Below are 23,250 nucleotides of genomic sequence, written 5' to 3'. Positions count from 1 at the left end.
AGCACTCTACCCGAACCTGGGAGAACGCCGGGAACGGACGCGGCCCCGGGTCCCGGCCCCGCCGGAACGGGGCTCAGGCGTGTCCCGCCTGCTGCATCTGCCGCAGCTCCTTCTTGAGGTCCGCGAGCTCGTCGCGGATCCGCCCGGCGAGCTCGAACTGCAGCTCGGCGGCCGCGGCCTGCATCTGCTCCGTCATCTGCGCGATGAGGTCCGTGAGGTCCTCCGCCGGCGCGGCCGCGAACCCGTCCCGGCGCAGCTTGTCCTCCGCGGCCGCCACGGCGTCCCGCCCGCCCTTCGCCCCGGTCGGCGCGGTCTTCTTCCCGGCGGCGGCACGGCGGGCGAGCAGCTCCCGGGTGTCCTCCTCCTCGCGCTGGAGCTGGTCGGTGATGTCCGCGATCTTCTTCCGCAGCGGCTGGGGGTCGATCCCGTGCTCCGTGTTGTAGGCGACCTGGATCTCCCGGCGCCGGTTCGTCTCCTCGATCGCCGTGGCCATCGAGTCGGTGATCCGGTCCGCGTACATGTGCACCTGGCCGGAGACGTTGCGGGCGGCACGGCCGATCGTCTGGATGAGGGACGTCGTGGAGCGCAGGAAGCCCTCCTTGTCGGCGTCGAGGATCGCCACCAGGGAGACCTCGGGCAGGTCCAGGCCCTCGCGCAGCAGATTGATGCCCACGAGGACGTCGAACGTGCCCATCCGCAGCTCGCGCAGCAGCTCCACGCGGCGGAGGGTGTCCACGTCCGAGTGCAGGTACTGGACCTTGACCCCGTGCTCCATGAGGTACTCGGTGAGGTCCTCGGCCATGCGCTTGGTGAGGGTCGTGACGAGCACGCGCTCGTCCCGCTCGACCCGCGCGTTGATCTCGTCGAGGAGGTCGTCGATCTGCCCCTTGGTCGGCTTGACGACCACCTCGGGGTCGATCAGCCCGGTGGGCCGGATGATCTGCTCCACGTAGCCGTCCGCCTGGGACAGCTCGTACTTGCCCGGCGTGGCCGAGAGGTAGACGGTCTGGCCGATGCGCCCCAGGAACTCGTCCCACTTCAGCGGGCGGTTGTCCATCGCCGAGGGCAGCCGGAAGCCGTGCTCCACGAGGGTGCGCTTGCGGGACATGTCGCCCTCGTACATGCCGCCGATCTGCGGGATCGTCACGTGGGACTCGTCGACCACCAGCAGGAAGTCGTCCGGGAAGTAGTCGATGAGGCAGTGCGGGGCGGACCCGCGGGGGCGGCCGTCGATGTGCAGCGAGTAGTTCTCGATGCCGTTGCAGTAGCCCATCTGCTCCATCATCTCGAGGTCGTACGTGGTGCGCATCCGCAGCCGCTGGGCCTCGACGAGCTTGTTCTGGGACTCCAGCTCCTTTAGCCGCGCGGCGAGCTCGTCCTCGATGGACTTCACGGCCGTGGCCATCCGGTCCGCGCCGGCCACGTAGTGGGAGGCGGGGAAGACGTACATCTCCGTCTCCTCCCGGATGATCTCCCCGGTGAGCGGGTGCAGGGTGTAGATCGACTCGATCTCGTCGCCGAAGAACTCGACCCGGACCGCGTGCTCCTCGTACATGGGGATGATCTCCACGGTGTCCCCGCGCACGCGGAACGTGCCGCGGTGGAAGTCGACGTCGTTGCGCGCGTACTGCATGTTCACGAACCGGCGCAGCAGCTCGTCGCGGTCCATCTCCTCCCCCCGGCGCAGCGTGACCATCTGCGCCACGTACTCCTCCGGGGTGCCCAGGCCGTAGATGCAGGACACGGTGGCGACCACGACGACGTCCCGGCGGGTCAGCAGCGCGTTGGTCGCGGAGTGCCGCAGCCGCTCGACCTCCTCGTTGATGGAGGAGTCCTTCTCGATGAAGGTGTCCGTCTGCGGCACGTAGGCCTCGGGCTGGTAGTAGTCGTAGTAGGACACGAAGTACTCGACGGCGTTGTTGGGCAGCAGCTCCCGCAGCTCGTTGGCGAGCTGCGCGGCGAGCGTCTTGTTCTGCACCATGACGAGGGTGGGCCGCTGGACGCGCTCGATGAGCCACGCGGCGGTCGCGGACTTGCCGGTGCCGGTGGCTCCGAGCAGCACGACGTCCTTCTCCCCCGCCTCGATCCTCGCGGCGAGCTCCTCGATGGCCCGGGGCTGGTCGCCGGCGGGCACGTAGTCGGAGATGACCTCGAAGGGGGCGACGACACGGTTGATCTTCTGGGCGAGGCTCATGGCACCAGGCTACGCGCCGCCCCGGACACGGAGGCCGGGTTCCTCCGGAGGCGATCGGCCCCGCGGCCGCCGGGGCCGCACGCCGGAAATACGCCGCGGGCGCCGCCCGTTGCACAGGGCACACCGCCGCGCCGGGCGGGTGCCGGCGGGCCCCGCCGGCAGCGGCCGGGCCACCACCGGGAGGAACACCGTGTCCATCGTCATCACCGGCGCGACCGGCCGGCTGGGCCGTCACGTCATCAGCTCCCTGCTGCGCCTGGACGTGCAGCTGCCGGACCTCGTGGCCGCCGGCCGCGACGAGGAGAAGCTCGGCGCCCTCCGGGAGCTGGGCCTGGCCACCGTCCGGGCCGACTACACCGAGCCCGCGACCCTCGACGAGGCGTTCGCGGGGGCGGACACGGTCCTGCTGATCTCCAGCAGCGAGGTGGGGATCCGCGTTCCCCAGCACCGGAACGCGGTCGACGCCGCCGTCCGGGCCGGGGTCTCCCGCCTCGTCTACACCAGCGCCCTCGGCGCCGACCGCGGGAAGCTGCTGCTCGCCGACGAGCACCTGGCCACGGAGGAGGCGATCGCCGCGTCCGGGCTCCCGTTCACGATCCTGCGCAACGGCTGGTACACCGAGAACTTCGAGCCGGCCCTGCGGCACGCGGAGACCACCGGCGTGGTCCTGGCCAGTGCCGGGGACGGCCGGGTGGCCAGCGCCACCCGCGAGGACTACGCGGAGGCGATCGCCTCGGTCCTCGCCCAGGACGGCCACGCGGGGCAGACCTACGAGCTCTCGGGGGACGTGGCGTGGAGCTTCGACGAGCTGGCCGCCGCGCTGACCGAGGTCCTGGACCGGGAGGTGACCTACCGGCGGCTCACGCCCGAGCAGCACCTGGCGGAGCTGGAGCGGACCGGCGTGGACGAGAGCACCGCGCGGTTCCTGGTCGCACTGGACGCCAACATCGAGGACGGCGCCCTGGACCTCGTCACCGGGGACCTGTCGCGGCTGCTCGGCCGGCGCACCACGGGGCTCGTGGACGCGCTGCGCATGATGCGCTGACGCGCGGGGCCGCGGGCGGGAGTCGTCAGTTGCGGGACGTCCCGGCCCGGGGGCCGCCGCGGGAGTCGTCGCGGTGGTAGAGGTACTCGTTGCCGTGCTCGTCCCGCTCGATCACGAAGTGCTTCTGGCACTCCTCGTACCAGGCGTGGGCCCGTTCGCTCTCCCCGGCGCCGTGGGTCTCCGGCGCCACGCGATCGGCCGCGCCGTAGATCTTGAGCGCGATCTGGTTCAACCGGTCCAGGAGGCGGTAGCCCGACGACGGCGCGTCCTCGTTGACGGTGTGCTGCTCTTCAGACATGACGTCCCCCAGGTGACCGCGGTGCGGATGGGACCATTCTATTCCTCGTGCCGCGCCCCGCGAAGGCCGGTCGGCCGGCAGCTCCGGACGCCCGGGCGGCGCGCCAGGAGGGCCCGCCGGGAGCGCGCGGTCACATCCGCTGGTACCTGGCCCGGACCACCATGAAGACCCCGTAGCAGATGAGGCCCAGGGCCACGGCCCCGAGGATCCACGCCCCGAAGGGCTGCTCCTGGAGGGCCTTGAGCGCACCGTCCAGCCCCGAGGACTGCTCCGGGTCGCTGCGCACCGTGGCGACGACGACGAGCACCCCGAGCACCGCCAGGGCCACGCCCTTGGCCGCGTAGCCGGCCGTGCCCAGCCACAGGACCGCCCTGCCGGCCGTGCCCGGCGGCAGGCTCTTCAGGTTCTCCCGGAAGGACCTCGTCACGCCCCGGTGGACGAAGAAGGCGCCGGCGACGACGAGGCCCAGCCCCACGGCGATCAGCAGCACCGTGCCGGCCGGGTGCGCCATGAGCCGGGCGCTGAGCGACTGGGTGGACCCGCTGCTGTCGCTCGTGCCGCCGAGGGCGTAGGTCCCGAACACGGCGCCGATGGCGCCGTAGACGACCGCCTGGCCGCCCATCTTGACGCGGTGCTTGAGCCGGTCCCGGTCCGAGCGCTGCGTCGCGCCGAAGAAGATCTCGCTGAACAGGAAGACGGCGAGCGCCGCGCAGCCGAGGAAGCACGCCCACAGCAGGACGGTGCCGCCCGGGCTGCCGGCGAGCGCGGCGACCGCCCCCGACTGGTCCGCCGAGCCCGAGCCGCCGGTGGCCACGCGCAGCGCGATGACCCCGATCATGACGTGCAGCAGGCCCGCCGCCACGTACCCGGCGCGGGCCGCGAGGACGAACCCGCGGGAGTCCGTCGCGTCGTCCGCGGCGTCGGCCGCCCTCGTGGCCTGCCGGCCGACCTCGCCCATGGTTCCTCCTGCGGTGTGGGTCTCCATCGTGCGCCTGCGGACCGCCGGTGTCCACGACGCCGTTCGGCTGACACCGGGGTCCGCCCGGGGCCGGGGACCGCCCGGGTGCCGCCCCGGGCCGGCTACTGCCGGAAGGCGGCGTCGAACGAGGCGCCGGAGGGGGCGAAGTCGAAGCGCTTCAGGAAGGCCAGGGCCTCGGGGGCGCCCCGGAGGCGGTCCATGCCGGCGTCCTCCCACTCCACGGAGATCGGTCCGCCGTAGCCGATGGCGGTGAGGGCGCGGAAGCTGTCCTCCCACGGCACGTCGCCCCGCCCGGTCGAGACGAAGTCCCAGCCGCGGCGGGGGTCGCCCCAGGGCAGGTGCGAGGACAGGACGCCGTTGCGCCCACCGCCGGTCCGCATCTTCGTGTCCTTGCAGTCCACGTGGTAGATCCGGTCCGCGAAGTCGGAGATGAACGCCACCGGGTCGATCTGCTGCCACAGGAAGTGGCTGGGGTCCCAGTTCAGCCCGAAGGCCGGGCGGTGGCCGATGGCCTCCAGCGCCCGGTGCGTGGACCAGTAGTCGTAGGCGATCTCGGAGGGGTGGACCTCGTGGGCGAAGCGCACCCCGCACTCGTCGAAGACGTCCAGGATGGGGTTCCACCGGTCCGCGAAGTCCTGGTACCCGGCGTCGATCACCTCCTGGGAGACGGGCGGGAACATCGCCACGTACTGCCAGACGGAGGACCCGGTGAAGCCGACCACGGTGTCCACGCCCAGTCTCCGCGCGAGCCGAGCGGTGTGCTGCAGCTCCTCGGCGGCGCGGGTGCGCACTCCCTCGGGCGTGCCGTCGCCCCAGACCCGGGGTCCCACGATGGACTCGTGCCGGAAGTCGATCGGGTCGTCGCAGACGGCCTGGCCCTTGAGGTGGTTGGAGATGGCCCACACCCCGAGGCCGTGGCGCTCGAGGATGTCGAGCCGGTCCCGGACGTAGGCGTCGTCGTCCCACCGCCAGGCGTCGAGGTGCTCGCCGGAGACGGCGATCTCCAGGCCGTCGTAGCCCCAGCCGGCCGCCAGCTCGGCGACCTCCTCGAGCGGGAGGTCGGCCCACTGGCCGGTGAACAGCGTGTAGGGGTGGTGTCCCATCGTCGGTCCTTCGGGTCGGGGAGAGCGGTGCTCCGCTCGTCCGGGGTCAGAGGTGGACGGTGGCGCCGGAGCGCGCCGCGCTGTCCGTCACGGCGGCGAGCACCCGCTGGACCTCCAGGCCGTCCTCGAACCCGGGGGTGGCCGGGGCCCCCGTGTCGATGGCCCGCAGGAGCTCGGCGGCCTGGCTGGTGAACGTGTGGTCCCAGCCCAGGACGTGCCCGGCCGGCCACCACGCCCCAACGTAGGGGTGGGTGGCCTCGGTGACGAGGATCCGGCTGCTGCCCTGGGTGTCCGGCGGCGCGGTGGCGTCGAACAGGTGCAGCTCGTTGAGCCGCTCGAGGTCGAAGCGCAGCCCGCCCAGCGATCCGTAGACCTCGATCCCGAGGGCGTTCTTGCGGCCGGTGGCGCAGCGGGAGACCTCCAGGCCGACCACCGCCCCGGAGGCGGTGCGCAGGGTGGCCCAGGCGGCGTCGTCGACGGTCACCGGCTCGGGGCCGTCCTCCCCCGTCCGGGTGGGGACGAACGTGGTGAGCGTCCCGGAGACGGACGTGACCGGCGAGTCCAGGAGGAAGCGCACCTGGTCGACGGCGTGGGAGGCGAGGTCGCCCAGCGCCCCGGACCCGGCGGTCTCCCGGCGCAGGCGCCAGGTCATGGGCGCGTGCTCGTCGGCGAGCCAGTCCTGCAGGTAGCTGACCCGGACCTGGCGGACCCGGCCCACGCGGCCGTCCGCGATGAGCTGCCGGGCCAGCGCCAGGGCCGGCACCCGGCGGTAGTTGAAGCCCACCATGGAGTGGACGCCGCGGGTCCGGGCGGCCGCCGCGGCGGCCGCCATCCGCTCGGCCTCGGCCACCGTGTTGGCCAGCGGCTTCTCCACGAGCACGTGCTTGCCGGCCTCGAGGGCGGCCACGGCCATGTCGGCGTGCAGGTGGCCGGGCGTGCAGATGTCGACGACGTGGACGTCGTCCCGTTCCAGCACCGACCGCCAGTCGGTGCCGCTCTCCTCCCAGCCGTACCGCCGGGCGGCCTCGGCCACGTGCCCGGCGTCCCGGCCCACCAGCACCTTCTGCGCCACGCGGGGCGTGGGGTAGAAGGCGTTGACGTTGCGCCAGGCGTTGGAGTGGGCCTTGCCCATGAAGGAGTGGCCGAGCACGGCGACGCCCAGGGCGGCGCTCCCGTGGGCGGGGGGAACGGCGGGGTCGGGCACGGTGGTGGTCATGGGTGTCCTCCTGGGGACCGGGCGGCGCACGAGCGCAGGAACGCCAGTCCGTCCTCGGCGAGCTGGTCCTGGCTCTCGGCCAGGGGCCGCCAGATCGAGGCGGCGGTGGCGATGCTGGCGTTGCGGGCGGTGAAGCTCTCGATGCTGAGGGTGCCGGTGTAGCCGACGGCGTCCAGGGCGTCGAAGATGCCCGTCCAGTCCGTCTGGTCCCCGCCGGGGGCTCCCCGGTCGTTGCCGCAGACCTGGACGTGGACGAGGTGCCGGCCGGCCGCCCGGACGGCGTCGGCGGAGGAGCGCTCCTCGATGTTCAGGTGGTAGGTGTCCAGGGCCAGTCCCACGCCGTGGCCGAGCAGCGGCCCGAGGGCCTCGAGCGCCTGGGCGGTGGTGTTGAGCAGGGACGTCTCGTAGCGGTTGAGCGGTTCGATGCCGAGGACCACCCCGGCGGCCTCGGCCTCGGCGGCCAACGGGGCGAGACGGCGCCGCAGCTGCGCGTAGGCGTCCGCGCGCTCCGCCGCGTCCATCCGCCACACCCGGCCCGTGCGGGCGTAGAAGGGCCCGCACACGGCCGGCGCGCCGATGTCGTGGGCCAGCCGGATGCAGGCGCTGAGATAGTGCTGGGTGCGGGTGATCACGGCGTCGTCCGCCAGGACGAGCTCGCGCCCGGGCGCCATGGCGCCGACGAGCAGCGGGCTGAGCCCGCCGAGGGCGTCCCGCACCACCGCGGCCGAGAGGTCGCCGACGTTCTCCAGCGGGAGCTCGACGGCGTCGAAGCCCATGTCCGCGATCCTCGCCAGGAGCGGGGGCAGGTTCGCGTCGGTGAGGGGGGACTCCCACACCCAGGTGTTGACGGCGATCGGGCGCTGCACGGGTCTGCCTCCTCTCGGTGCGGTGGGCTGGATGGCGCCCCGCCCGCCGCCGGGGTCTCCCGGGGCCGGGCCGGTGGCGGGCAGGGCGCGGTCGGGCGGGTCAGGGGATGACGCGGTCCCGCCAGACGTCGGGGTAGCCCGGCAGGTCCTCGCCGCCGAACTTGGCGTAGTGGCCGTCGGGCATCCCCTCGTTGTCGGCGAGGAAGTCCGCCCGCTGCTCCTCGGTGATCGGCTCCTGCGGCAGGACCCACTCGGCGGGGACGTCCTCGCCGGCGAAGATCTGCTCGAGCGCCAGCAGCGGGGTGCGCCACTGGAAGTTCGAGTACACCGGGGCGAGGCCGGTCAGGCCGGTGTCCTCCCACTTGCGCAGGTAGCTCATCTCGTCCTCGCCGGTCATCACCGGGTAGTCCGCGCCGGCGTCCTCGAACGCCTCGATGGCGGCGACGGCGCCGTCGCCGGCGTCCATCCACACGCCCTGCACGTCCCCGGTGGCGAGCTCGTCGGAGATGATCTTCTTGATCTCGGTGGGGTCGGCGCCGGTGAAGTAGTCGGTCGCCTCGATCCCGTTCTCCTCGAAGATCCGCTCGGCCGCGGCCCAGCGCTGCTCCAGGACGTCGACGCCCGGGAGGATGCGCAGGGCCACCACCTTGTCGCCCTCCTGCAGGTTGTCCACCAGGAAGTTCGCCGAGTCGATGCCCCAGGCGAAGCCGCCGATGGGGTGGATGAACGTCGTCGCGCAGTCGGTCTCCACCCCGCGGTCGAAGACCACCACCGGTTTGCCGGTCTCGCACGCGCGCTCCACGGCGGGCGTCAGGGCGGCGGTCGAGTTCGGCGAGATGATGAACCCGTCGCACTCGCCCTCGGCGATGAAGTAGTCGATGTCGGCGATCTGCGTGTTGTCGTCGTCCTGGGCGTCGCGGGTCTCCATCTCGGAGATCACCCCGGAGTCCTGGAGCACCTTCAGCTGCTCGTTCATGGTGATCCACCCGGTCTGGCGCCAGGGGTTGGAGATGGAGGCGTTGGAGAAGCACACCTTCTGCGGGCCGTCGGCGGCGAACTCCCCGGTGGCGGTCGTCTCCCCGTCGATGTACTGCGTCCAGGGCTGCTCCGGGTCCCCCTCGAAGGAGGCGGAGCGCTGGTCGAGCTGCCGGTCGTACTCCGCCTGGTCGAACCACTCGTCACCGCCCTCCGGGGCCGGCGTGGCGGCGGCCTCCGCGCCCCCCGTCTCGGCGGGCGGCGGCTCCTCCATCGACTGGTCGGTGGTGCAGGCGGTCAGTCCCAGCAGCGCTGCCGCTGCCACCACGGTGATCCTTGACTGGATGCTTCGGCGCATCATGTTCCTTCCTCGTCGGTGCCCGGGGTGGGCGGTGCTGCGATGGCACGTCTCGGCTCCTGCGCCGCCGCGGTCCGGCCGCGCCGGCGGCGCTTCCAGGTCTGGGTGCCGGCGGCGACGGCGAGGATGATGATCGCGCCCTGGACGGTGTCCCGCCAGGTCGACTGGACCCCCAGGAAGTTCAGGAGCGCGAAGAGGGTCTCGAGGGCGAAGGCGCCGGCGGCCGCGGAGAGCACCCAGCCGCGCCCGCCGCCCAGCACGACCCCGCCGAGGACCACGGCGGTGATGGCCGTGAACTCGTAGCCGCGCCCCACGGACGGGTGCACGCCGGCGTAGCCGACGAGGATGATCCCCGCCACGGTGGCGGCCAGGGAGGAGAGCATGAACGCCCGGGTGCGCACCCACCAGACCCGGGCCCCGGTCAGCGCGGCGGCCCGGGGGTTGTCGCCCACGGCGACGAGCGTGCGGCCGTAGGGCCGGCGCATGAGCCAGAGGGCGGCGAGCGCGACGACCGTCACCAGGACCACCGGGTAGGGCAGGATCCCCAGGACCGGGACGTCCTGGATGCCGCCGCGGCCGATCTGCCGGAAGCTGTCCGCGGGGTTCCCCGTCGCGGCGCCGCCCGTCCAGTAGAGCACCAGCCCGAGCAGGGCGAGCATGGTGCCGAGGGTGACGATGAAGCTCGGCACCTTCAGGAGCGTGGTGACCAGTCCGTTGACCAGGCCCACGAGCGCGCCGAGGACGAGCATCAGGACCAGGACGGGCACCGTCCGGCTGTCGTCCTGGCCGATGAGGTTGCCGGCCACGAACACCTGGGCGGTGACCACCGAACCCATGGACAGGTCGAACTCCCCGGAGACGATCACGAAGTACTGCCCGATGGCCGCGATGGCGATCGGCGCCGTGCGGCCGACGAACCGGATCAGCGAGCCCGGTTCGCCGAAGGACGGGTTGACGGCGACGGCCGCGACCAGCAGCACCAGGAGGAGCACGAAGACGGCCCCGCCGGGCGTCCGCAGCCCGCGCAGCACGCGCTCGTGCCACGGTGACCGGTTCTGCTGCAGGACCGCGGTGCGGTCCGTGACGGTGGCGCTCATGCCGTGACCTCCTGCGCGGTCCGTCCGCTCCGGTCGTCGAAGCGCGCGGGCCGGCTGACCACCCGGCGCCGGGCGTAGACGGCCACGGCGACGACGATGACGATGCCGCGGACCACGTCCTTGAGGAACGGGTTGATCTGCATCACGCTCATGATGTTGTCGATCATCGCGAAGATGAGGACCCCGCCCAGCGTCCCCACCAGCGATCCCTTGCCGCCCGCCAGGAGCGTCCCGCCCAGGACCACGGCGGCGATGGAGAGCAGGTCGTACCCGCCCTGGGACCCGATCGTGGGGCTGCCCACCCCGAGCCGCGCCGCGAGCAGCAGCCCCGCGAGACCGGCCATGACGGAGCAGATGACGTGGGCGGCCACGATCGGGGTGGCGGTCCGGATCCCGGACATCCGGGCCACCCGGATGTCCCCGCCGACCGCGTACATGTGGTGGCCCAGGCGGCTGCGGGTCAGCATGAGCAGCACCGCGCCCGCGCAGACCAGCATGATCAGCGTGGAGATGGGGACCGGGCCGATGCCCGTGGCCCCGATGAGGCGGAAGGCCACGGGGGTCTGCCCCGAGCTGCCCTTGTAGTTGGTGGCGAGGTAGCCGCTGACGACGAGGCCGGTGCCCAGCGTGGCGATGAACCCGTGGACCTTCAGCCCGGACACCACCAGGCCGTTGACCAGGCCGATGCCCGCGGAGACGACCAGGGCCAGCGCCACGCCGGGCAGGATGTTCCCGGGCTGGTTCGCCATGAGGCCGGCCGAGAGCAGGCTCGCGAGGCTGATGACGTACGGCACGGACAGGTCGAGGCTCCCCACCAGGATCACGAGCGTCTGGCCGATCGCGATGAAGCCGAGGACGCTGGTCCCGGTGAGGATCGCGGAGATGTTGCCGGCGCTGACGAAGCTGCGCCCGGTGGCGCCCACGAGCACCGTGCCGACCACGACGGTGAGCAGCACCACGAGGTAGACGATGTGGGTGGACGTGAGCCTCGAGAACGCGTTCACGGTCTCGCCCCTTCCGTGCGGGCGCCGGTGGCCAGCCGCAGCACCTGCTCCTCGGTGCTGTCCGGCGGGAGCTCACCGGCGATCCGGCCGTCGCGCAGGACCACGATCCGGCTGGACATGCCGAGGACCTCCGGCAGTTCGCTGGAGACCATGAGGATGGCCCTGCCCTCCGCGGCGAGCATGCGCATGAGGTTGTAGACGGCGATCTTGGCGCCCACGTCGATCCCCCGGGTGGGCTCGTCGAGCAGCACGACCCGCGGGTCCACGGCCAGCCACTTGGCGAGGACGACCTTCTGCTGGTTCCCGCCCGAGAGGTACTGGACCTCCTGGTCCAGGTCCCGGGCCACCACCTCCAGCGAGGAGAGGACCCCGGGGACGTCCTTGCGGGCCGCGGCGGTCCGCCGCGGGAAGACGGAGCGGATCACGCCCAGGGCGTTGTCCAGGATGGACTGGTCGAGGCTCAGCCCCTGGGACTTGCGGTCCTCCGTGATCAGGGCCACGCCCTGCCGGACGGCCTGCCGGGGCGAGGTGGCCGTGTACGGCCTGCCGTCCAGCGCCATGGACCCGCGGGTGAAGGGGTGGACGCCGAAGACGGCCTCCACCAGCTCCGTCCGCCCCGAGCCCTGCAGCCCGGCGACCCCCACGAGCTCCCCGGCACGCAGCGTCAGGTCGATGCCGTCGAGCTGGTCGTTGCCGCCGCCGTCGATCCTCAGGAGCTCCCGCCCCACCCCGGTGCCGGGCACCGCCTCCGGGAAGTAGGCGGAGATCGGGCGGCCCACCATCATCCGCACCAGGGCGGCGTCGTCCATGGCGGAGGCGGGCTCGGTGCCCACCACGCGGCCGTCCTTGAGGACGGTGATGGTGTCGCACAGGTCGAAGATCTCCTTCAGCCGGTGGGACACGTACAGGATGGCGGTGCCGCGCGCCCGGAGCCGGCGGACGATCGCGTACAGCAGGTCCACCTCGGGGCCCGCGAGGGCCGCGGTCGGCTCGTCCATGGAGATGATGCGGGCGTCGTAGCTGATGGCCTTGGCGATCTCCACGATCTGCTGCTGGGCCACGGACAGCGAGCTCACGGTCGTGGTCGGCCGGATGCTGGTGATGCCCAGGTCCTCGAGCAGCTCGCTCGTCCTCGCGTTCATGGCCCGCCGGTCCACGAGCAGGCCCCGGCGCGGCTCGCGGCCGAGGAACACGTTCTCGGCCACGGTGCGGTCGGGCAGCAGGTTGAACTCCTGGAACACCGTCGACAGCCCGGCCACGTGCGCCTGGGTGGGGTGGTGGAACTCGACGGGGGTGCCGCCGATCTGCACGGTGCCCGCGTCCCGCTCGTGCACCCCGGCGAGCACCTTCATCAGGGTGGACTTGCCGGCGCCGTTCTCGCCGACGAGCCCGTGCACCTCGCCGGCGTGCAGCCGCAGGTCCACGTCCTCGAGCACCGGCACCCCGAAGAAGGACTTCGACAGGCCGGTGACGTCCAGCACCGGGGAGCTCGTGCGCTCGTTCATCCGGTCACTGTGACACGCACCACAGACTTCTGTCGACAGTCCTGCAAAAGTTGTTCCATCACTGTGCGTTTGTGACGTGCTTGACCCCCCTAAGGGGGCGTGCTCTACTGAAAAAGTGCTGCAGAGTCCTCCGTCGGCGCCGTCGCCGCGCTCCTCGGACTCGCCCGCCCCGGGGGCGAGCGAAGTCTTCCAGCTGCTGCGCGACGGCCGCCCGAGGACCCGGGCGGAGCTCGCCCAGCTGACCGGGCTGGCCCGCTCCACCGTGGCGTCCCGCGTGGACACGCTCATGACCCTGGGACTCGTCGCACCCTACGGCGGGGCCGCCTCCACCGGGGGGCGTCCGCCCTCGCTCTTCGCCCTGAACCCGGGCGCCCGGGTGGTGGTCGGCGCGGACGTCGGGGCGACGCACGCCCGGGCCATCCTGGCGGACCTCTCCGGCCGGGAGCTCGCCGAGGAGCGCCAGGCGCTCGCGATCGGCGAGGGCCCCGAGGCGGTCCTGGGCTGGCTCGTGCGCACGGTCGCCGCGCTGCTCGAGCGCGCGGACCGCCCCGCCGCGGACCTCGCCGCCATCGGCATCGGGCTGCCCGGTCCCGTGGAGCACGAGACGGGCCGGCCGATCAACCCGCCCATCATGCCGGGGTGGGACCGCGTCGACGTCCCCGCCCTCGTGCAGGTCCACTACGACGTGCCCGTGCTGGTGGACAACGACGTCAACATCATGGCCCTGGGCGAGCGCAGCCTCTTCTGGCCCGGGACCACCGAGCTGATGTTCGTCAAGGTGGCCACGGGCATCGGCGCGGGGATCATCTCCGGCGGCGCGCTCCAGCGCGGCGCCCAGGGCACAGCGGGGGACCTCGGCCACGTCCGGGTGCCGCGCGGCGACGAGCTGCTCTGCCGCTGCGGCAACACCGGATGCCTCGAGGCGCTCGCCGGCGCTCCCGCCCTCGTGCGGACGCTCAACGAGCAGACCGCCGGCACGCTGTCCACCAGCCAGGACGTGATCGACCTCGTCCGCTCCGGGGACCCGCTGGCCGTGCAGGCGATCCGCCAGGCGGGGCGGGACATCGGGGACGTCCTGGCCACCTGCGTGAACCTCATCAACCCGTCCGTGATCGTGATCGGCGGCAGCCTCGCCCAGGCCGGGGAGCACCTGCTGGCCGGCATCCGGGAGGTCGTCTACCGGCGGTCCCTGCCCCTGGCCACGGAGCACCTGAGTGTGGCGCCCTCGGTCGCCGGCGAGCGCGCCGGCGTCATGGGGGCGGCGGTGCTGGCCATCGACCACGTCCTGTCCCCGGAGTCCATCGAGGCCGCGTGCGCGGCCCTCGGCGCAAGCTGAGCCCGTCGCCGCTCCGGGCCGCCTCCGGCGCTCTCGCCCCACGCCGTCGCGGCCGGCTCCGGCCGGACCCGTCCGCGCGGCGGGTCAGTCCTTCTGCAGGCGCTCGTAGTACTCGCTCCACTTGGCCTCACCGCGGTCGTAGACGGCCCGCCAGTCCTGCTGGTGCCGGTCGTCGGCGGCGCCCCAGTTGGCCTGGTGGGTCCGGTCGCCCCAGTCCCAGACCGTCGCGCCCCGCTCGTCGAAGAAGTCCCAGACCTCGCGGCGCACCTGTTCGTCCACGTCGGCGCCGAGCAGGTTGGCCACGCGCTTGCCCTGGTTGGCCTCCTCGTTGGCGGTCCGCTTGATGCGGTTGCCGACCTCATTGGCGAGCCGCTTGTTGGCGTTGCCCGCCTCGTTGATCTCCCGCAGCTCGGTGTTGCGCCACTCGTTCCAGGCCCGGGCCATCGCCGTGTTCTGCTCCCGCCAGTAGGTCTCGAGCTCCGCCCGGGAGCCGGCGCGGGTATACTCGCCGCCCCCGGCGGCGGCGATGTCGGCCAGTGCCCGCTGGTCGGTGTCACCGGCCTGGAAGCCGATGACGTTGATCACCGGCTCGACACCGGACCCGCTCAGCCGCTCGGCAGCCGCCACGGGGTCGCCGCCGCAGGTCTCCACGCCGTCGGTCACCACGTAGACGATGCCGTCGGTCGCGTCGTCGGGAAAGTCGGCGGCGGCCTCCTCGATGGCCCGGGCCAGTGGGGTGTAGCCGGTGGGCCGCACTCCGGCGAGGACGTCCGCGAGCTCCGCGGCGTCGGCGTCACCTGAGTAGGCGACCTCGGTGGTCGTGCACGACTCCTTCTTCCCCGGCGCAGAAGTATCCCCCGCGTTCCCGTAGAGCCGCAGGCTCACCGTGCTGCCCTCCGGCAGCTCCTCGACGAACCCGGTCAGCGCCGTGCGCGCCGCGTCCATCCGCGAGCCGTCGCCGGAGTCCCCGGCCATCGAGTCACTGGCGTCCAGGACGAGCGCGAAGTGGTTCGTGCCCACGCTCCGGTCGCCCACCGGTCCGGTCACGGCGTCGGTGGGCTCCGCGCCGCGCTCCCCGGTGCCCGGGTCGAAGCGCACCACCGTCTTGACGTCCTCGGCGTAGTCGCCGTGGATCTGCGCGAGGATCGCCGCGCTCCACTCCCCGGCGGTGCGCGGATCACGCTCGCGGGCGGCGGCCAGCACCTCATCGCCGGTCCCGTCCTCGGCGTGCGGTCCGGGTTCGACGAGCAGGGACCGCTCCAGGGCGGTGAGTTCCCGCGGGGCGTCCTCGAAGGACACCGCGGCCAGCCCGTGCTCCACAGACCCCGACCCGGTCTCCGCCCTGCCGGCCGAGGACGCGGTGGTGGACGGCGTGGCGGTCTCCCCCGGTTTCCCCGCGTCCCCGACGGCGCACCCTGCCAGAAGCACCACGACGCAGACGGCTGTCAGGGATGAGCACACACTGTTCCGCACGGGGACCCTTCCACGGTCATCCAAAGTTTTCCATTGCACACTATAGGCCTCACCGGTCGGGATGCCGCGGACGAGGGACACCGTCGAACGGACGCACCCGCAGAACCGTCGAGGACGGTGGTGTCCCGCTGCGGGAGCGGGTGACCGACGGGCCGCTGCCTTCGCGTGCGGCCCCGGCATGGCCGATGGACGACGAACGCGCCGCGGGCCGGGACGGGAATCGGGGCGCTGTCCGTGCACCCGCTGCGGCGGCGGACCGGCTGCGCCCTGGCCGCATCGGAGCGGCTCGGGGTCGGTGAGCCGGTCAGCGGGTGAACTCACCGCAGGCGTGCAGCAGTGCCAGGGCTGAGGCGGTGGTGGTGTCCGTGATCCGCCCGGAGCACAGGTGCTGGAGCAGCTGCTGATCATCGGCCCACTCCACCCCGGGGATGCCGGCCGGCTCCAGTGCCTCGCCGTACTCGGCATCGGTCCGGCGCGCCACTGCGAGCAGCACGTCGATCCGCTCCTCCTTGCGCGGATCGGCGTAGAGGATCCCCAGCGGAGCGATCACCGCCGCGGACATGCCCTGCCCGAACTCCTCCTCCAGCAGCACCGCCGCCCCGGCGCGCAGTTCGTCGGGGTCGACCACCGGGCCCTGCGGGAAGATCAGCATCTGCCCGCCCGGGTCCAGTTCGGCCTGCACCAGCCCGTAGCGGGTCCGGGCGCCGGAGCCGTCGTGCACCCTCGGAATCACGACGATCGAACGCTGGGCTGGTACGGGGTGCAGCATCGCCGGTCGGTCCGGAGCGACGTCAGTCATCAAGCAGTCCTCATGTCGGGGAACGCATCGGCGCCTGCGGCCTCGGAACACGCAGGCGATGCGCACGAACAGCCTACGATCGACTGCTCAACGCAGCCCGGGAGGAGCACGTGCGGGACCTCCACAGGCTCCTCTCCCAGGTCCCAGGGTGGTTCCGCTCCGTGAGTCAGGTCACTAGGGTGGGAGGCACGGCTCGGCACAGGAGGTTCTCCATGACCACCCCGCACAACGACGACGCCCCGGACCTCGACGACGTCATCGAGCCCGAGGGCGACGCCCTGCCCGACCCCATTCACCAGGGCCACGCCGGGATGCCCGAGCATCTCGACGACGAGGCACTGGCCGCAGCCACCGAACAGGAGCGGGTGGCCGCCGGGCTGACCGACTACGCGCCCGGGCAGGTCCCACCGGCCACCGACCCGCTGCCGGAAGACGCCTCCGAAGCGGCCGACCGCGCCCAGCGGGGTCTGCTCGAGGAGGACGGGAACGCCTGACGGGCCGTCCCACCGAAGTACGCCGTCCCATCCCTGCAAGGAGATCGACATGGCCGAGCGAGGCAACACCAAGCACAGCGCGGAACTGGACGACCAGATGAAGCACGAGGTCGCCGGCGAGGTGGCCGGCATCCAACCCGACCACGTGGAGGAGCACCGCCAGACCGAGCCCTGGGTCGACGACACCGACGACCCGGAGGTGCGCTCCGCGGTGGAGGAGCGGGAACGCGCCCCTCGCCCGGACACCCAGCAGTAGCGCCCCGGGGAACGGGGCGGGAGACCCGCAACGAACACCGACCCGTCACCGCCCGGGCGCACGGGTCGTCACAAGCACACGCAACCTGAGCACACCGGTGCTCGAGTCACTTTCCACCTCGGAGGAGGATCAGCTATGACCACGGCACGCGAGATCATGACCGGCGGCGCCGAGTGCATCGGGGAGAACGAGACCCTGGAGGAAGCCGCCCGGAAGATGAAAGACCTCGGCGTCGGCGCGCTGCCGATCTGCGGGGAGCACAACCGGCTCATGGGCATGGTCACGGACCGCGACATCGTCATCAAGTGCCTGGCGATCGGCACCGACCCCAGGGCCGTGAAGGCCGGTCAGCTGGCCGAGGGCAAACCGGTCACGATCGGCGCCGACGACAGCGTGGAGGAGGCGATCAAGACGATGAGCGAGCACCAGGTGCGGCGGCTGCCGGTGATCGACGGCCACGACCTCGTCGGGATGCTCAGCCAGGCGGACATCGCCCGGTCCATGCCCGAGGACCGCGTCGGAGAACTCGCGGAACTCATCTCCTTCGACCAGTACTGAGGACCGGTTCCGGAAGATGCCCGACTGGGCCCGGACACTTGGACGGCCCCGAAGCGTCAGCGACGTCCGCCGACCAGGCGTCCGGGCCGAGGAGGCCCCCTGACCGGGAGAAGGGAGCACCTGTGGGACTCAGGGACAAGGCCGGTGCCGCCGCGGACAAGGCTGCCGGTGCCGCCAAGGACAAGATCGGCGCCGCCACCGACAAACCAGACCTGCAGGCCGAAGGCCAGGCACAGAACGCCGTGGGCCACGCCCGACAGAGCGGACACGACATCGAGGACACCGCCCGCGAGATCGTGGACGACGAGTGATCAGCCCCGCCCCCGCCCCGGGCGGAAACCCTGTCCTTCCGCCGGGGTGAAGCGCCTCGCCGGTCTCGCGAGCGGAGGATCCGGGCTCAGAGGATGGGCTTGCCACCAGTGACGGCGACCCGCGAGCCGGAGATGTAGCTGCCGTCGTCCGAGGCCAGCAGCACGTAGACGGGCGCGAGCTCGGCGGGCTGGCCGGCGCGGCCCAGAGGGACGTCGTCGCCGAAGGCCCCCACCTTCTCCGCGGGCATGGTCGCCGGGATCAGCGGCGTCCAGATCGGGCCCGGGGCCACGCTGTTCACCCGGATGCCCTTCTCGCCCAGCATCTGCGCGAGCCCGGCGGAGAAGTTCGCGATCGCCGCCTTGGTGGCCGCGTAGGGCGCAAGCTGCGGGGACGGCTGGTCGGACTGCACCGAGGAGCTGCCGATGATCGCCGACCCCGGAGGCATGTGGGGCACGGCGGCCTTGGTGAGGTGAAACATGGCGCCGACATTGAGCCGGAACGTGTAGTCCCACTCCTCGTCGCTGATCTCGTCGAGGCTGTCGCGGCTCATCTGGTAGGCGGCATTGGAGACCAGCACGTCGATCCGGCCGAACTCCTGCACGGCCCTGTCGACGACAGCCCGGCAGTGGGCCGGGTCCGAGAGGTCTCCGCGGACCAGGACGGCGCGGCGCCCGGCCTCCTCGACCCAGCGGGCGGTGTCCTGGGCGTCATCGTCCTCCTCGAGGTAGGCGATCAGGACGTCGGCGCCCTCGCGGGCGTAGGCGATCGCGGCGGCACGGCCGATGCCGCTGTCCCCGCCGGTGATGATGGCCGCCTTGCCCGCGAGCTTGCCGGAGCCGCGGTAGCTGTGCTCGCCGCAGTCCGGGACGGGGGTCATCGCGGCCTGGACGCCGGGGACCTCCTGCTGCTGCTCTGGCTGGCTCATGGCGTGGTCCTTCCGTGGTCGAGTGGTCCGGACGGTGCACGCGCTGCTCACCGAACTCCCCCGATGATCAGCACACTGTCCACTTTAGATGCTCGCGGCCGGGTTGTCGTGCCCCGGCCCGCGGGAGCGGACGGGGAACTGCTCCAGCACGAGGGGCGCACGAGCTGACGGTACGAATTCAGCAGATCCCTGGCCCACGTGCAACGAGGCGAGTACCGTGGGGAGTGGTCCAGAAGGTGGCCATGAGACAGATTGCATGCGACGAAGGATGCTCTCATGGACCACAAGCTCTCCGTCCTCGTCCAGATCGACCTGGACGGCGCCTATGTGCGACTGATCGTCACCGGGTGTTTGACCGAGGCCAACCAGCACGTCCTGTATCCGCTGGTGCGCCGTGCCCGGACGCTGATCCCCCCGGTGACCGTCAGCGTTGATCTCGCCGCCGCCGGCCACGTGGAGCCGAACGCCCTGGACCTGTTGCGCTGGGCGATCGACCACGACGACACCCTGCAGGGGGTCAGCCCGGTCGAACTGCTGATCCCCAACGGCCTGCCGACCCACGGGCCCACACCGCTCCCACCCCGCACCGCCCGCAGACCCCGGGGCGGGACGTCCCCGAGCGCCCGGCCTCAGCTCATCTGATGCCCCGTTCATTCAGTAAGCACGCTTCCCTTTTCGGGGCCGGATCACTAGCGTGGAGATCAGAGCCGGGAATCACGGGCGCGGAGTGCCGCGCCACCGCCGGCCGCAGCAGCCGATGACGGAGGTCAGCATGTTCTTGCACCAGCAGAAGCTCCAGTACAAGTCCACCCCCGAGGCCCCGGACGCGGTCTACGCGCGCAAGCTCCAGGAGGTGATCGGCGGGCAGTACGGGGAGATCACCGTGGCCATGCAGTACAGCTTCCAGGCCTGGAACGCCCACATCCCGGGCAAGTACCGGGACCTGCTCTTCGGCACCGCCGCCGAGGAGTTCGGTCACATCGAGATGCTCGCCACGATGGTCGCCCAGCTGCTCGAGAAGGCCCCGCTGGGCATCACCGAGGACGCCGTGCAGGGCGACCCGGCGGTCGCGGCGGTGATCGGCGGCACCGACCTGCAGCACGCGATCGTGGCCGGGGCCGGGGCGCGGCCGGTGGACTCGATGGGCAACCCGTGGTCCGGGTCCTACGTGACCGCCTCGGGGAACCTGCTGGCGGACATGACCGCCAACGTCAACGCCGAGATGCAGGGCCGTACCCAGGTCGCCCGGCTCTACCACATGACCGAGGACAAGGGGATCCGGGACATGCTCTCGTTCCTGCTGGCGCGGGACACCATGCACCAGAACCAGTGGATGGCCGCGGTCAAGGAGCTGCAGGCCGACGGGCTGGAGCAGATGCCGGTGCCCTCGAACTTCCCGCAGGCCAAGGAGGCCACCGAGTTCTCCTACGACTACTACAACTTCTCCGACGGCGCGGCCGCCGCGGAGGGGTCCTGGGCCTCCGGGCCGACGCCGGACGGCAACGGGCAGTTCGGCTACCAGGACCAGCCCATGGCGGGGGTGCCGATGCCGCCTCCCACCCACCCGGACGCCCGGTTCTACGGCACCACCGAACAGCCCAACATCATGGAGAAGGCCGCCGGCAGCATCCAGGACAAGCTCAAGAAGGAATAGCCGCCGACAGGGCCCGCACCTGAGGCCCACCGACGGACACCGTTCGCTCCCACGGAACAACGAGAAGCGGCTCCCCACCACGGGCGGGGAGCCGCTTCTCACCGGTCCGGCGACGGGACCCCACCCCAGGGCCCGGTCGAGAAGTCCACCCTCAGCCGGCCGGGGCTGAGCCCGGGAGCGGCTCCGGCACGTCGCCCATCGCCGGCGAGGCCGGCTCCGCCCAGGCGCCCTGCTCCGGGCGCGGCCCGTAGTAGCGGGTCAGCCAGCGGGACAGTCCGTCGAGGCCGGGGAAGAGGACGCGCTCGGTCATGTTCGCCTGGTCGAGGTGGTCGCGGATCCGCCACTTCAGACCCGCCGGGATGACGACCTTCCGGCAGAGGTCGGGGTGCTCGCCCAGCCATTCGTGCAAGGACGCCGTGGCCGCGGACATGGCGGAGAACACCGCGGCCTGGTTCACGATCCGCTCGTCCAGCGACGGGGGTTCGAAGAACAGCGGCACCGCCCGCCCGTGCTGGTCCCGGAACCGGTCGAAGTCGGCCATGCTGTACGCGACCCGCCCCAGTATGTCGGTGGTGAACAGGCCCGCCGCGTGCGCGGTGATCTCCTCGCGCAGCGGTGCCGGCAGCAGATCGTGCACCGCCGAGTAGGCCACGCACCACACCGCTCCGGGGAGGTCGTAGCAGCGCGGGTCCGCGGTGGCGAAGTGCAGGGCCACGTAGGGCGAGTTCGACCGGTCCAGCAGTCTCGTGGGCAGCCCGTGGTGCTGGGCGACGGACAGCCAGTTCCAGTCGGAGTCCCCCGGGGAGGTGTCCCGGGCGGCGTACTTGCGGAAGTTCCGCAGGATGCGGGGCTCGATCTGCTCGCTCGAGGTGCCCCGGAGCCGGAAGAGACTGGTGTCCAGGTCCCGGTCGGCCACCGCGTGGCCGCGGTAGACCACGTTGATCCGCAGGCTCCCGCCCGAGGGCTGCCAGTCGTTGTGGGTCAGGGTCGCGATCAGCCCGTACAGGTCGTCCTCGGCGATCTCGACGACCGGACCCGCACCCGCCGGCCCCGTCCCCACGCTCACCGCCGCCCCCTCACCCGTCCGGTGCCGGCGTCGACCAGCAGCCAGTCCTTGCTCGGGCCGCGCAGGCGCCGGCGCAGGGCGGCTCGGGAGTGCCCGGCGGTGCGCAGCCGGGACCCCGCGTAGGACACCCCGCCGCGCGCCCGGACGACCACGGCCGCCCACACGCACACCGACCGCTCCAGCACCCCCAGCGGAACCCACAGCACCGTGCCCCCCGGGTAGACCGCTGCTCCCCCGTGCCGGCGTCGGCCGAACTCGGCCACCCCGCACACGGCCAGGGCTCCGGCCGCGCACCGCCCCGGTCGCCGCACCGCCCAGCCCAGCAGGGGCAGCAGCGACAGCTCGGCGAGCAGACGGGCGGGTTGGGCGAAATCGTCGTAGGCCTGACGGACGCGCTGGCCGAGGAAGTGGGACACGGTGGGCGGCATCCTCCCCACCAGCACGTCCAGGGCCACGATCTCTCTCCCACCGGCCGCCCGCACGGTGCGCACGAGCTCGAGGTTCTCGAACAGGACGTAGCCGTCGTAGCCTCCCGCGTCCAGCAGGGCCGACCGGCGCACGCCCAGGGTGCCGGGCCAGTCCCCGCCCAGAGCCCGGTTGAGCAGGGTCCGTCCGGTGTCCCAGCGGGCCTGCCAGGGAAGTTGCAGATAGTAGTCCTGCGGGCGGACCACCTCGGCCTCCCCCAGCAGCCCCACGATGCGCTCCAGGGTGCCCCGGGTGTGGCGCACGTCGTCGTCGGCCACCACGATCCGTTCCTCGGCCGCCCGGCGGACACCGGTCATCACCCCCGCCACCTTGCCGTTGGCCCCATGCCACCGATCGGGGCGCACGTGCTCGACCGTCTCCGGCAGCGCCGTGCGATGAGCTGCGAAGAGCTTCTCGGCGGAACCGTCGACGACGGTGACGGGCATCCACGTGACGACCTCGGCCAGGTAGTGGGCGAGTTCGTCCAGGCCGGTGTCGTCGGACCACTTCAGCGGCAGGACATACCGGGCATCGGCCAAGAGGCCGGACATGGGAGCGGTCCTGCGGAGGCGGCCCGGAGTCGCCTCGGCAGAGGGTTCATCGCGGCGGGCGGCCTCGGCCGGCACGAGCACGGTGTGGTCCACAGGAGCTTCCTCCATCGACAGCAGCGCACTGCGGGCCGGCTGCTCGACCACACCTCACCCTAACCACAAGCATCTCCGGCAGACCAGGCGTCATGCGGAAAATGGCTCCCGATCCCTGTGGCACCTCGCGAAGATGCCGCACGGCAGCGCCCCGTCCACGAGGTCGCGGGCCCGGTCGAGCACCGACGGCGGAACGGCTGCCCCCAGCGCGGGACCGCTGGACCGATCATCGACGGTGCGGACCCCGCCTGGAGATCGCCGGCATGCACCGCACCGGCACCAGGACCCCGCTGGTGTTCCTGCACGGGGAGCAGAACGGCGACCTGTCCTGTCTCGGACACCTGTCCCCGGCGTGCGAGGGGTCACGCTGTGGGGCTCAGGACTGGTGGGCGTCGGCGGGCTTGGCGACCTGGTAGATCGCCCCGGTGGAGACGTCTTCCTCGAGGTCTTCGAGGGAGCGGTTGCGGGTCTCTGGGACCTGGGTGGCCACGAAGATCAGGGCGAGGACGCCGATGCCGGCGAAGAGGAAGAACGTGCCCGAGATCCCGACCGCGGCCACGAGGGAGGGGAAGAACAGGGCCAGGAAACCGTTCATGGTCCAGCCGAAGAACACCGAGATGCCGATGCC

The 23,250-nt window shown here is 72.1% G+C and carries 24 protein-coding genes; 8 read left to right on the top strand and 16 right to left on the bottom strand.

Going from position 1 to position 23,250, the window contains the following annotated elements:
* Positions 1-73 precede the first annotated feature (73 nt).
* Positions 74-2,194, bottom strand: coding sequence for an excinuclease ABC subunit UvrB (gene uvrB, locus RF640_RS12375; protein ID WP_035923984.1), 2,121 nt, complete (start codon positions 2,192-2,194; stop codon positions 74-76).
* A 190-nt stretch (positions 2,195-2,384) separates the two neighbouring features.
* Between uvrB and RF640_RS12370 the strand changes: the two genes are divergently transcribed.
* Entirely contained in the window at positions 2,385-3,239 is an 855-nt protein-coding gene (locus RF640_RS12370; RefSeq protein ID WP_095651022.1) for an SDR family oxidoreductase, read from the top strand.
* A gap of 25 nt (positions 3,240-3,264) precedes the next feature.
* Here the strand turns inward: RF640_RS12370 and RF640_RS12365 are convergent, their stop codons facing one another.
* The 9 genes from RF640_RS12365 to RF640_RS12325 form a co-directional block, all read right to left on the bottom strand.
* On the bottom strand, positions 3,265-3,537 hold the full coding sequence (locus RF640_RS12365; protein WP_017832827.1) for a hypothetical protein: 273 nt from the start codon (positions 3,535-3,537) through the stop codon (positions 3,265-3,267).
* 130 nt (positions 3,538-3,667) lie between these two features.
* The gene (locus RF640_RS12360) at positions 3,668-4,495 is read right to left on the bottom strand and encodes a DUF1206 domain-containing protein (protein ID WP_368828005.1); all 828 of its coding nucleotides are present in this window, start codon (positions 4,493-4,495) and stop codon (positions 3,668-3,670) included.
* A gap of 122 nt (positions 4,496-4,617) precedes the next feature.
* A complete protein-coding gene (locus tag RF640_RS12355) occupies positions 4,618-5,619 on the bottom strand; it encodes a sugar phosphate isomerase/epimerase family protein (RefSeq protein WP_368828003.1) in 1,002 nt (333 codons plus the stop codon).
* Between the two features lie 46 nt (positions 5,620-5,665).
* Positions 5,666-6,835: a Gfo/Idh/MocA family protein gene (locus tag RF640_RS12350; protein WP_368828001.1), complete on the bottom strand. Its 1,170-nt coding sequence runs from the start codon at positions 6,833-6,835 to the stop codon at positions 5,666-5,668.
* Positions 6,832-7,701, bottom strand: coding sequence for a sugar phosphate isomerase/epimerase family protein (locus tag RF640_RS12345; RefSeq protein ID WP_368827999.1), 870 nt, complete (start codon positions 7,699-7,701; stop codon positions 6,832-6,834). The genes RF640_RS12350 and RF640_RS12345 overlap by 4 nt, the downstream gene beginning before the upstream one ends.
* A 100-nt stretch (positions 7,702-7,801) precedes the next feature.
* The gene (locus RF640_RS12340) at positions 7,802-9,034 is read right to left on the bottom strand and encodes a substrate-binding domain-containing protein (RefSeq protein ID WP_035924109.1); all 1,233 of its coding nucleotides are present in this window, start codon (positions 9,032-9,034) and stop codon (positions 7,802-7,804) included.
* The gene (locus RF640_RS12335; protein ID WP_017832833.1) at positions 9,034-10,131 is read right to left on the bottom strand and encodes an ABC transporter permease; all 1,098 of its coding nucleotides are present in this window, start codon (positions 10,129-10,131) and stop codon (positions 9,034-9,036) included. The genes RF640_RS12340 and RF640_RS12335 overlap by 1 nt, the downstream gene beginning before the upstream one ends.
* Entirely contained in the window at positions 10,128-11,135 is a 1,008-nt protein-coding gene (locus tag RF640_RS12330; RefSeq protein ID WP_368827997.1) for an ABC transporter permease, read from the bottom strand. Before RF640_RS12330 ends, RF640_RS12335 begins: the two co-directional genes overlap by 4 nt.
* Positions 11,132-12,640 carry a sugar ABC transporter ATP-binding protein gene (locus RF640_RS12325; RefSeq protein WP_368827995.1) on the bottom strand — a complete coding sequence of 503 codons (1,509 nt, stop codon included), beginning with the start codon at positions 12,638-12,640 and terminating at the stop codon, positions 11,132-11,134. Before RF640_RS12325 ends, RF640_RS12330 begins: the two co-directional genes overlap by 4 nt.
* A gap of 115 nt (positions 12,641-12,755) precedes the next feature.
* Here RF640_RS12325 and RF640_RS12320 point away from each other — a divergent pair, with 115 nt between their 5' ends.
* Complete coding sequence (locus RF640_RS12320; protein WP_368827993.1) at positions 12,756-13,976, top strand: ROK family protein; 1,221 nt, start codon at positions 12,756-12,758, stop codon at positions 13,974-13,976.
* An 84-nt stretch (positions 13,977-14,060) separates the two neighbouring features.
* Here the strand turns inward: RF640_RS12320 and RF640_RS12315 are convergent, their stop codons facing one another.
* Both RF640_RS12315 and RF640_RS12310 read right to left on the bottom strand, forming a co-directional pair.
* Positions 14,061-15,407 carry a VWA domain-containing protein gene (locus RF640_RS12315; RefSeq protein WP_368827991.1) on the bottom strand — a complete coding sequence of 449 codons (1,347 nt, stop codon included), beginning with the start codon at positions 15,405-15,407 and terminating at the stop codon, positions 14,061-14,063.
* Positions 15,408-15,753: 346 nt separating this feature from the next.
* Positions 15,754-16,248, bottom strand: a complete 495-nt coding sequence (locus RF640_RS12310; protein ID WP_141246804.1) for a hypothetical protein — start codon at positions 16,246-16,248, stop codon at positions 15,754-15,756.
* A 212-nt stretch (positions 16,249-16,460) separates the two neighbouring features.
* On the opposite strand from RF640_RS12310, the gene RF640_RS12305 reads away from it, so the two are divergent.
* The 4 genes from RF640_RS12305 to RF640_RS12290 all read left to right on the top strand — a co-directional run bounded on the left by RF640_RS12305 (position 16,461) and on the right by RF640_RS12290 (position 17,867).
* Positions 16,461-16,742: a hypothetical protein gene (locus RF640_RS12305; protein WP_017832839.1), complete on the top strand. Its 282-nt coding sequence runs from the start codon at positions 16,461-16,463 to the stop codon at positions 16,740-16,742.
* Positions 16,743-16,791: 49 nt separating this feature from the next.
* Entirely contained in the window at positions 16,792-16,998 is a 207-nt protein-coding gene (locus tag RF640_RS12300; RefSeq protein ID WP_035923991.1) for a hypothetical protein, read from the top strand.
* A gap of 135 nt (positions 16,999-17,133) precedes the next feature.
* Complete coding sequence (locus RF640_RS12295) at positions 17,134-17,556, top strand: CBS domain-containing protein (protein ID WP_368827988.1); 423 nt, start codon at positions 17,134-17,136, stop codon at positions 17,554-17,556.
* Between the two features lie 122 nt (positions 17,557-17,678).
* Complete coding sequence (locus RF640_RS12290) at positions 17,679-17,867, top strand: CsbD family protein (protein WP_035923993.1); 189 nt, start codon at positions 17,679-17,681, stop codon at positions 17,865-17,867.
* A gap of 86 nt (positions 17,868-17,953) precedes the next feature.
* On the opposite strand, the gene RF640_RS12285 is transcribed toward RF640_RS12290, so the two are convergent.
* Positions 17,954-18,793, bottom strand: a complete 840-nt coding sequence (locus RF640_RS12285) for an SDR family oxidoreductase (RefSeq protein ID WP_368796270.1) — start codon at positions 18,791-18,793, stop codon at positions 17,954-17,956.
* Between the two features lie 276 nt (positions 18,794-19,069).
* Between RF640_RS12285 and RF640_RS12280 the strand changes: the two genes are divergently transcribed.
* On the top strand, positions 19,070-19,435 hold the full coding sequence (locus RF640_RS12280) for a hypothetical protein (protein ID WP_272026886.1): 366 nt from the start codon (positions 19,070-19,072) through the stop codon (positions 19,433-19,435).
* Between the two features lie 130 nt (positions 19,436-19,565).
* A complete protein-coding gene (locus RF640_RS12275) occupies positions 19,566-20,447 on the top strand; it encodes a manganese catalase family protein (RefSeq protein WP_031282674.1) in 882 nt (293 codons plus the stop codon).
* Between the two features lie 151 nt (positions 20,448-20,598).
* On the opposite strand, the gene RF640_RS12270 is transcribed toward RF640_RS12275, so the two are convergent.
* From RF640_RS12270 to RF640_RS12260, 3 genes are all read right to left on the bottom strand, one after another.
* Positions 20,599-21,513, bottom strand: a complete 915-nt coding sequence (locus RF640_RS12270) for an FRG domain-containing protein (RefSeq protein ID WP_368827985.1) — start codon at positions 21,511-21,513, stop codon at positions 20,599-20,601.
* Positions 21,510-22,529, bottom strand: a complete 1,020-nt coding sequence (locus tag RF640_RS12265; protein WP_368827983.1) for a glycosyltransferase family 2 protein — start codon at positions 22,527-22,529, stop codon at positions 21,510-21,512. Before RF640_RS12265 ends, RF640_RS12270 begins: the two co-directional genes overlap by 4 nt.
* A gap of 469 nt (positions 22,530-22,998) precedes the next feature.
* A partial coding sequence (locus tag RF640_RS12260; protein WP_368827981.1) for an MFS transporter occupies positions 22,999-23,250 on the bottom strand: 252 nt, incomplete at its 5' end.

Source organism: Kocuria sp. CPCC 205231, assembly GCF_040980965.1.
Lineage (GTDB): Bacteria > Actinomycetota > Actinomycetes > Actinomycetales > Micrococcaceae > Kocuria > Kocuria rosea.
The sequence above is the reverse complement of the archived record's forward strand: the minus strand, read 5'-3'. Positions and strand labels throughout refer to the sequence as shown.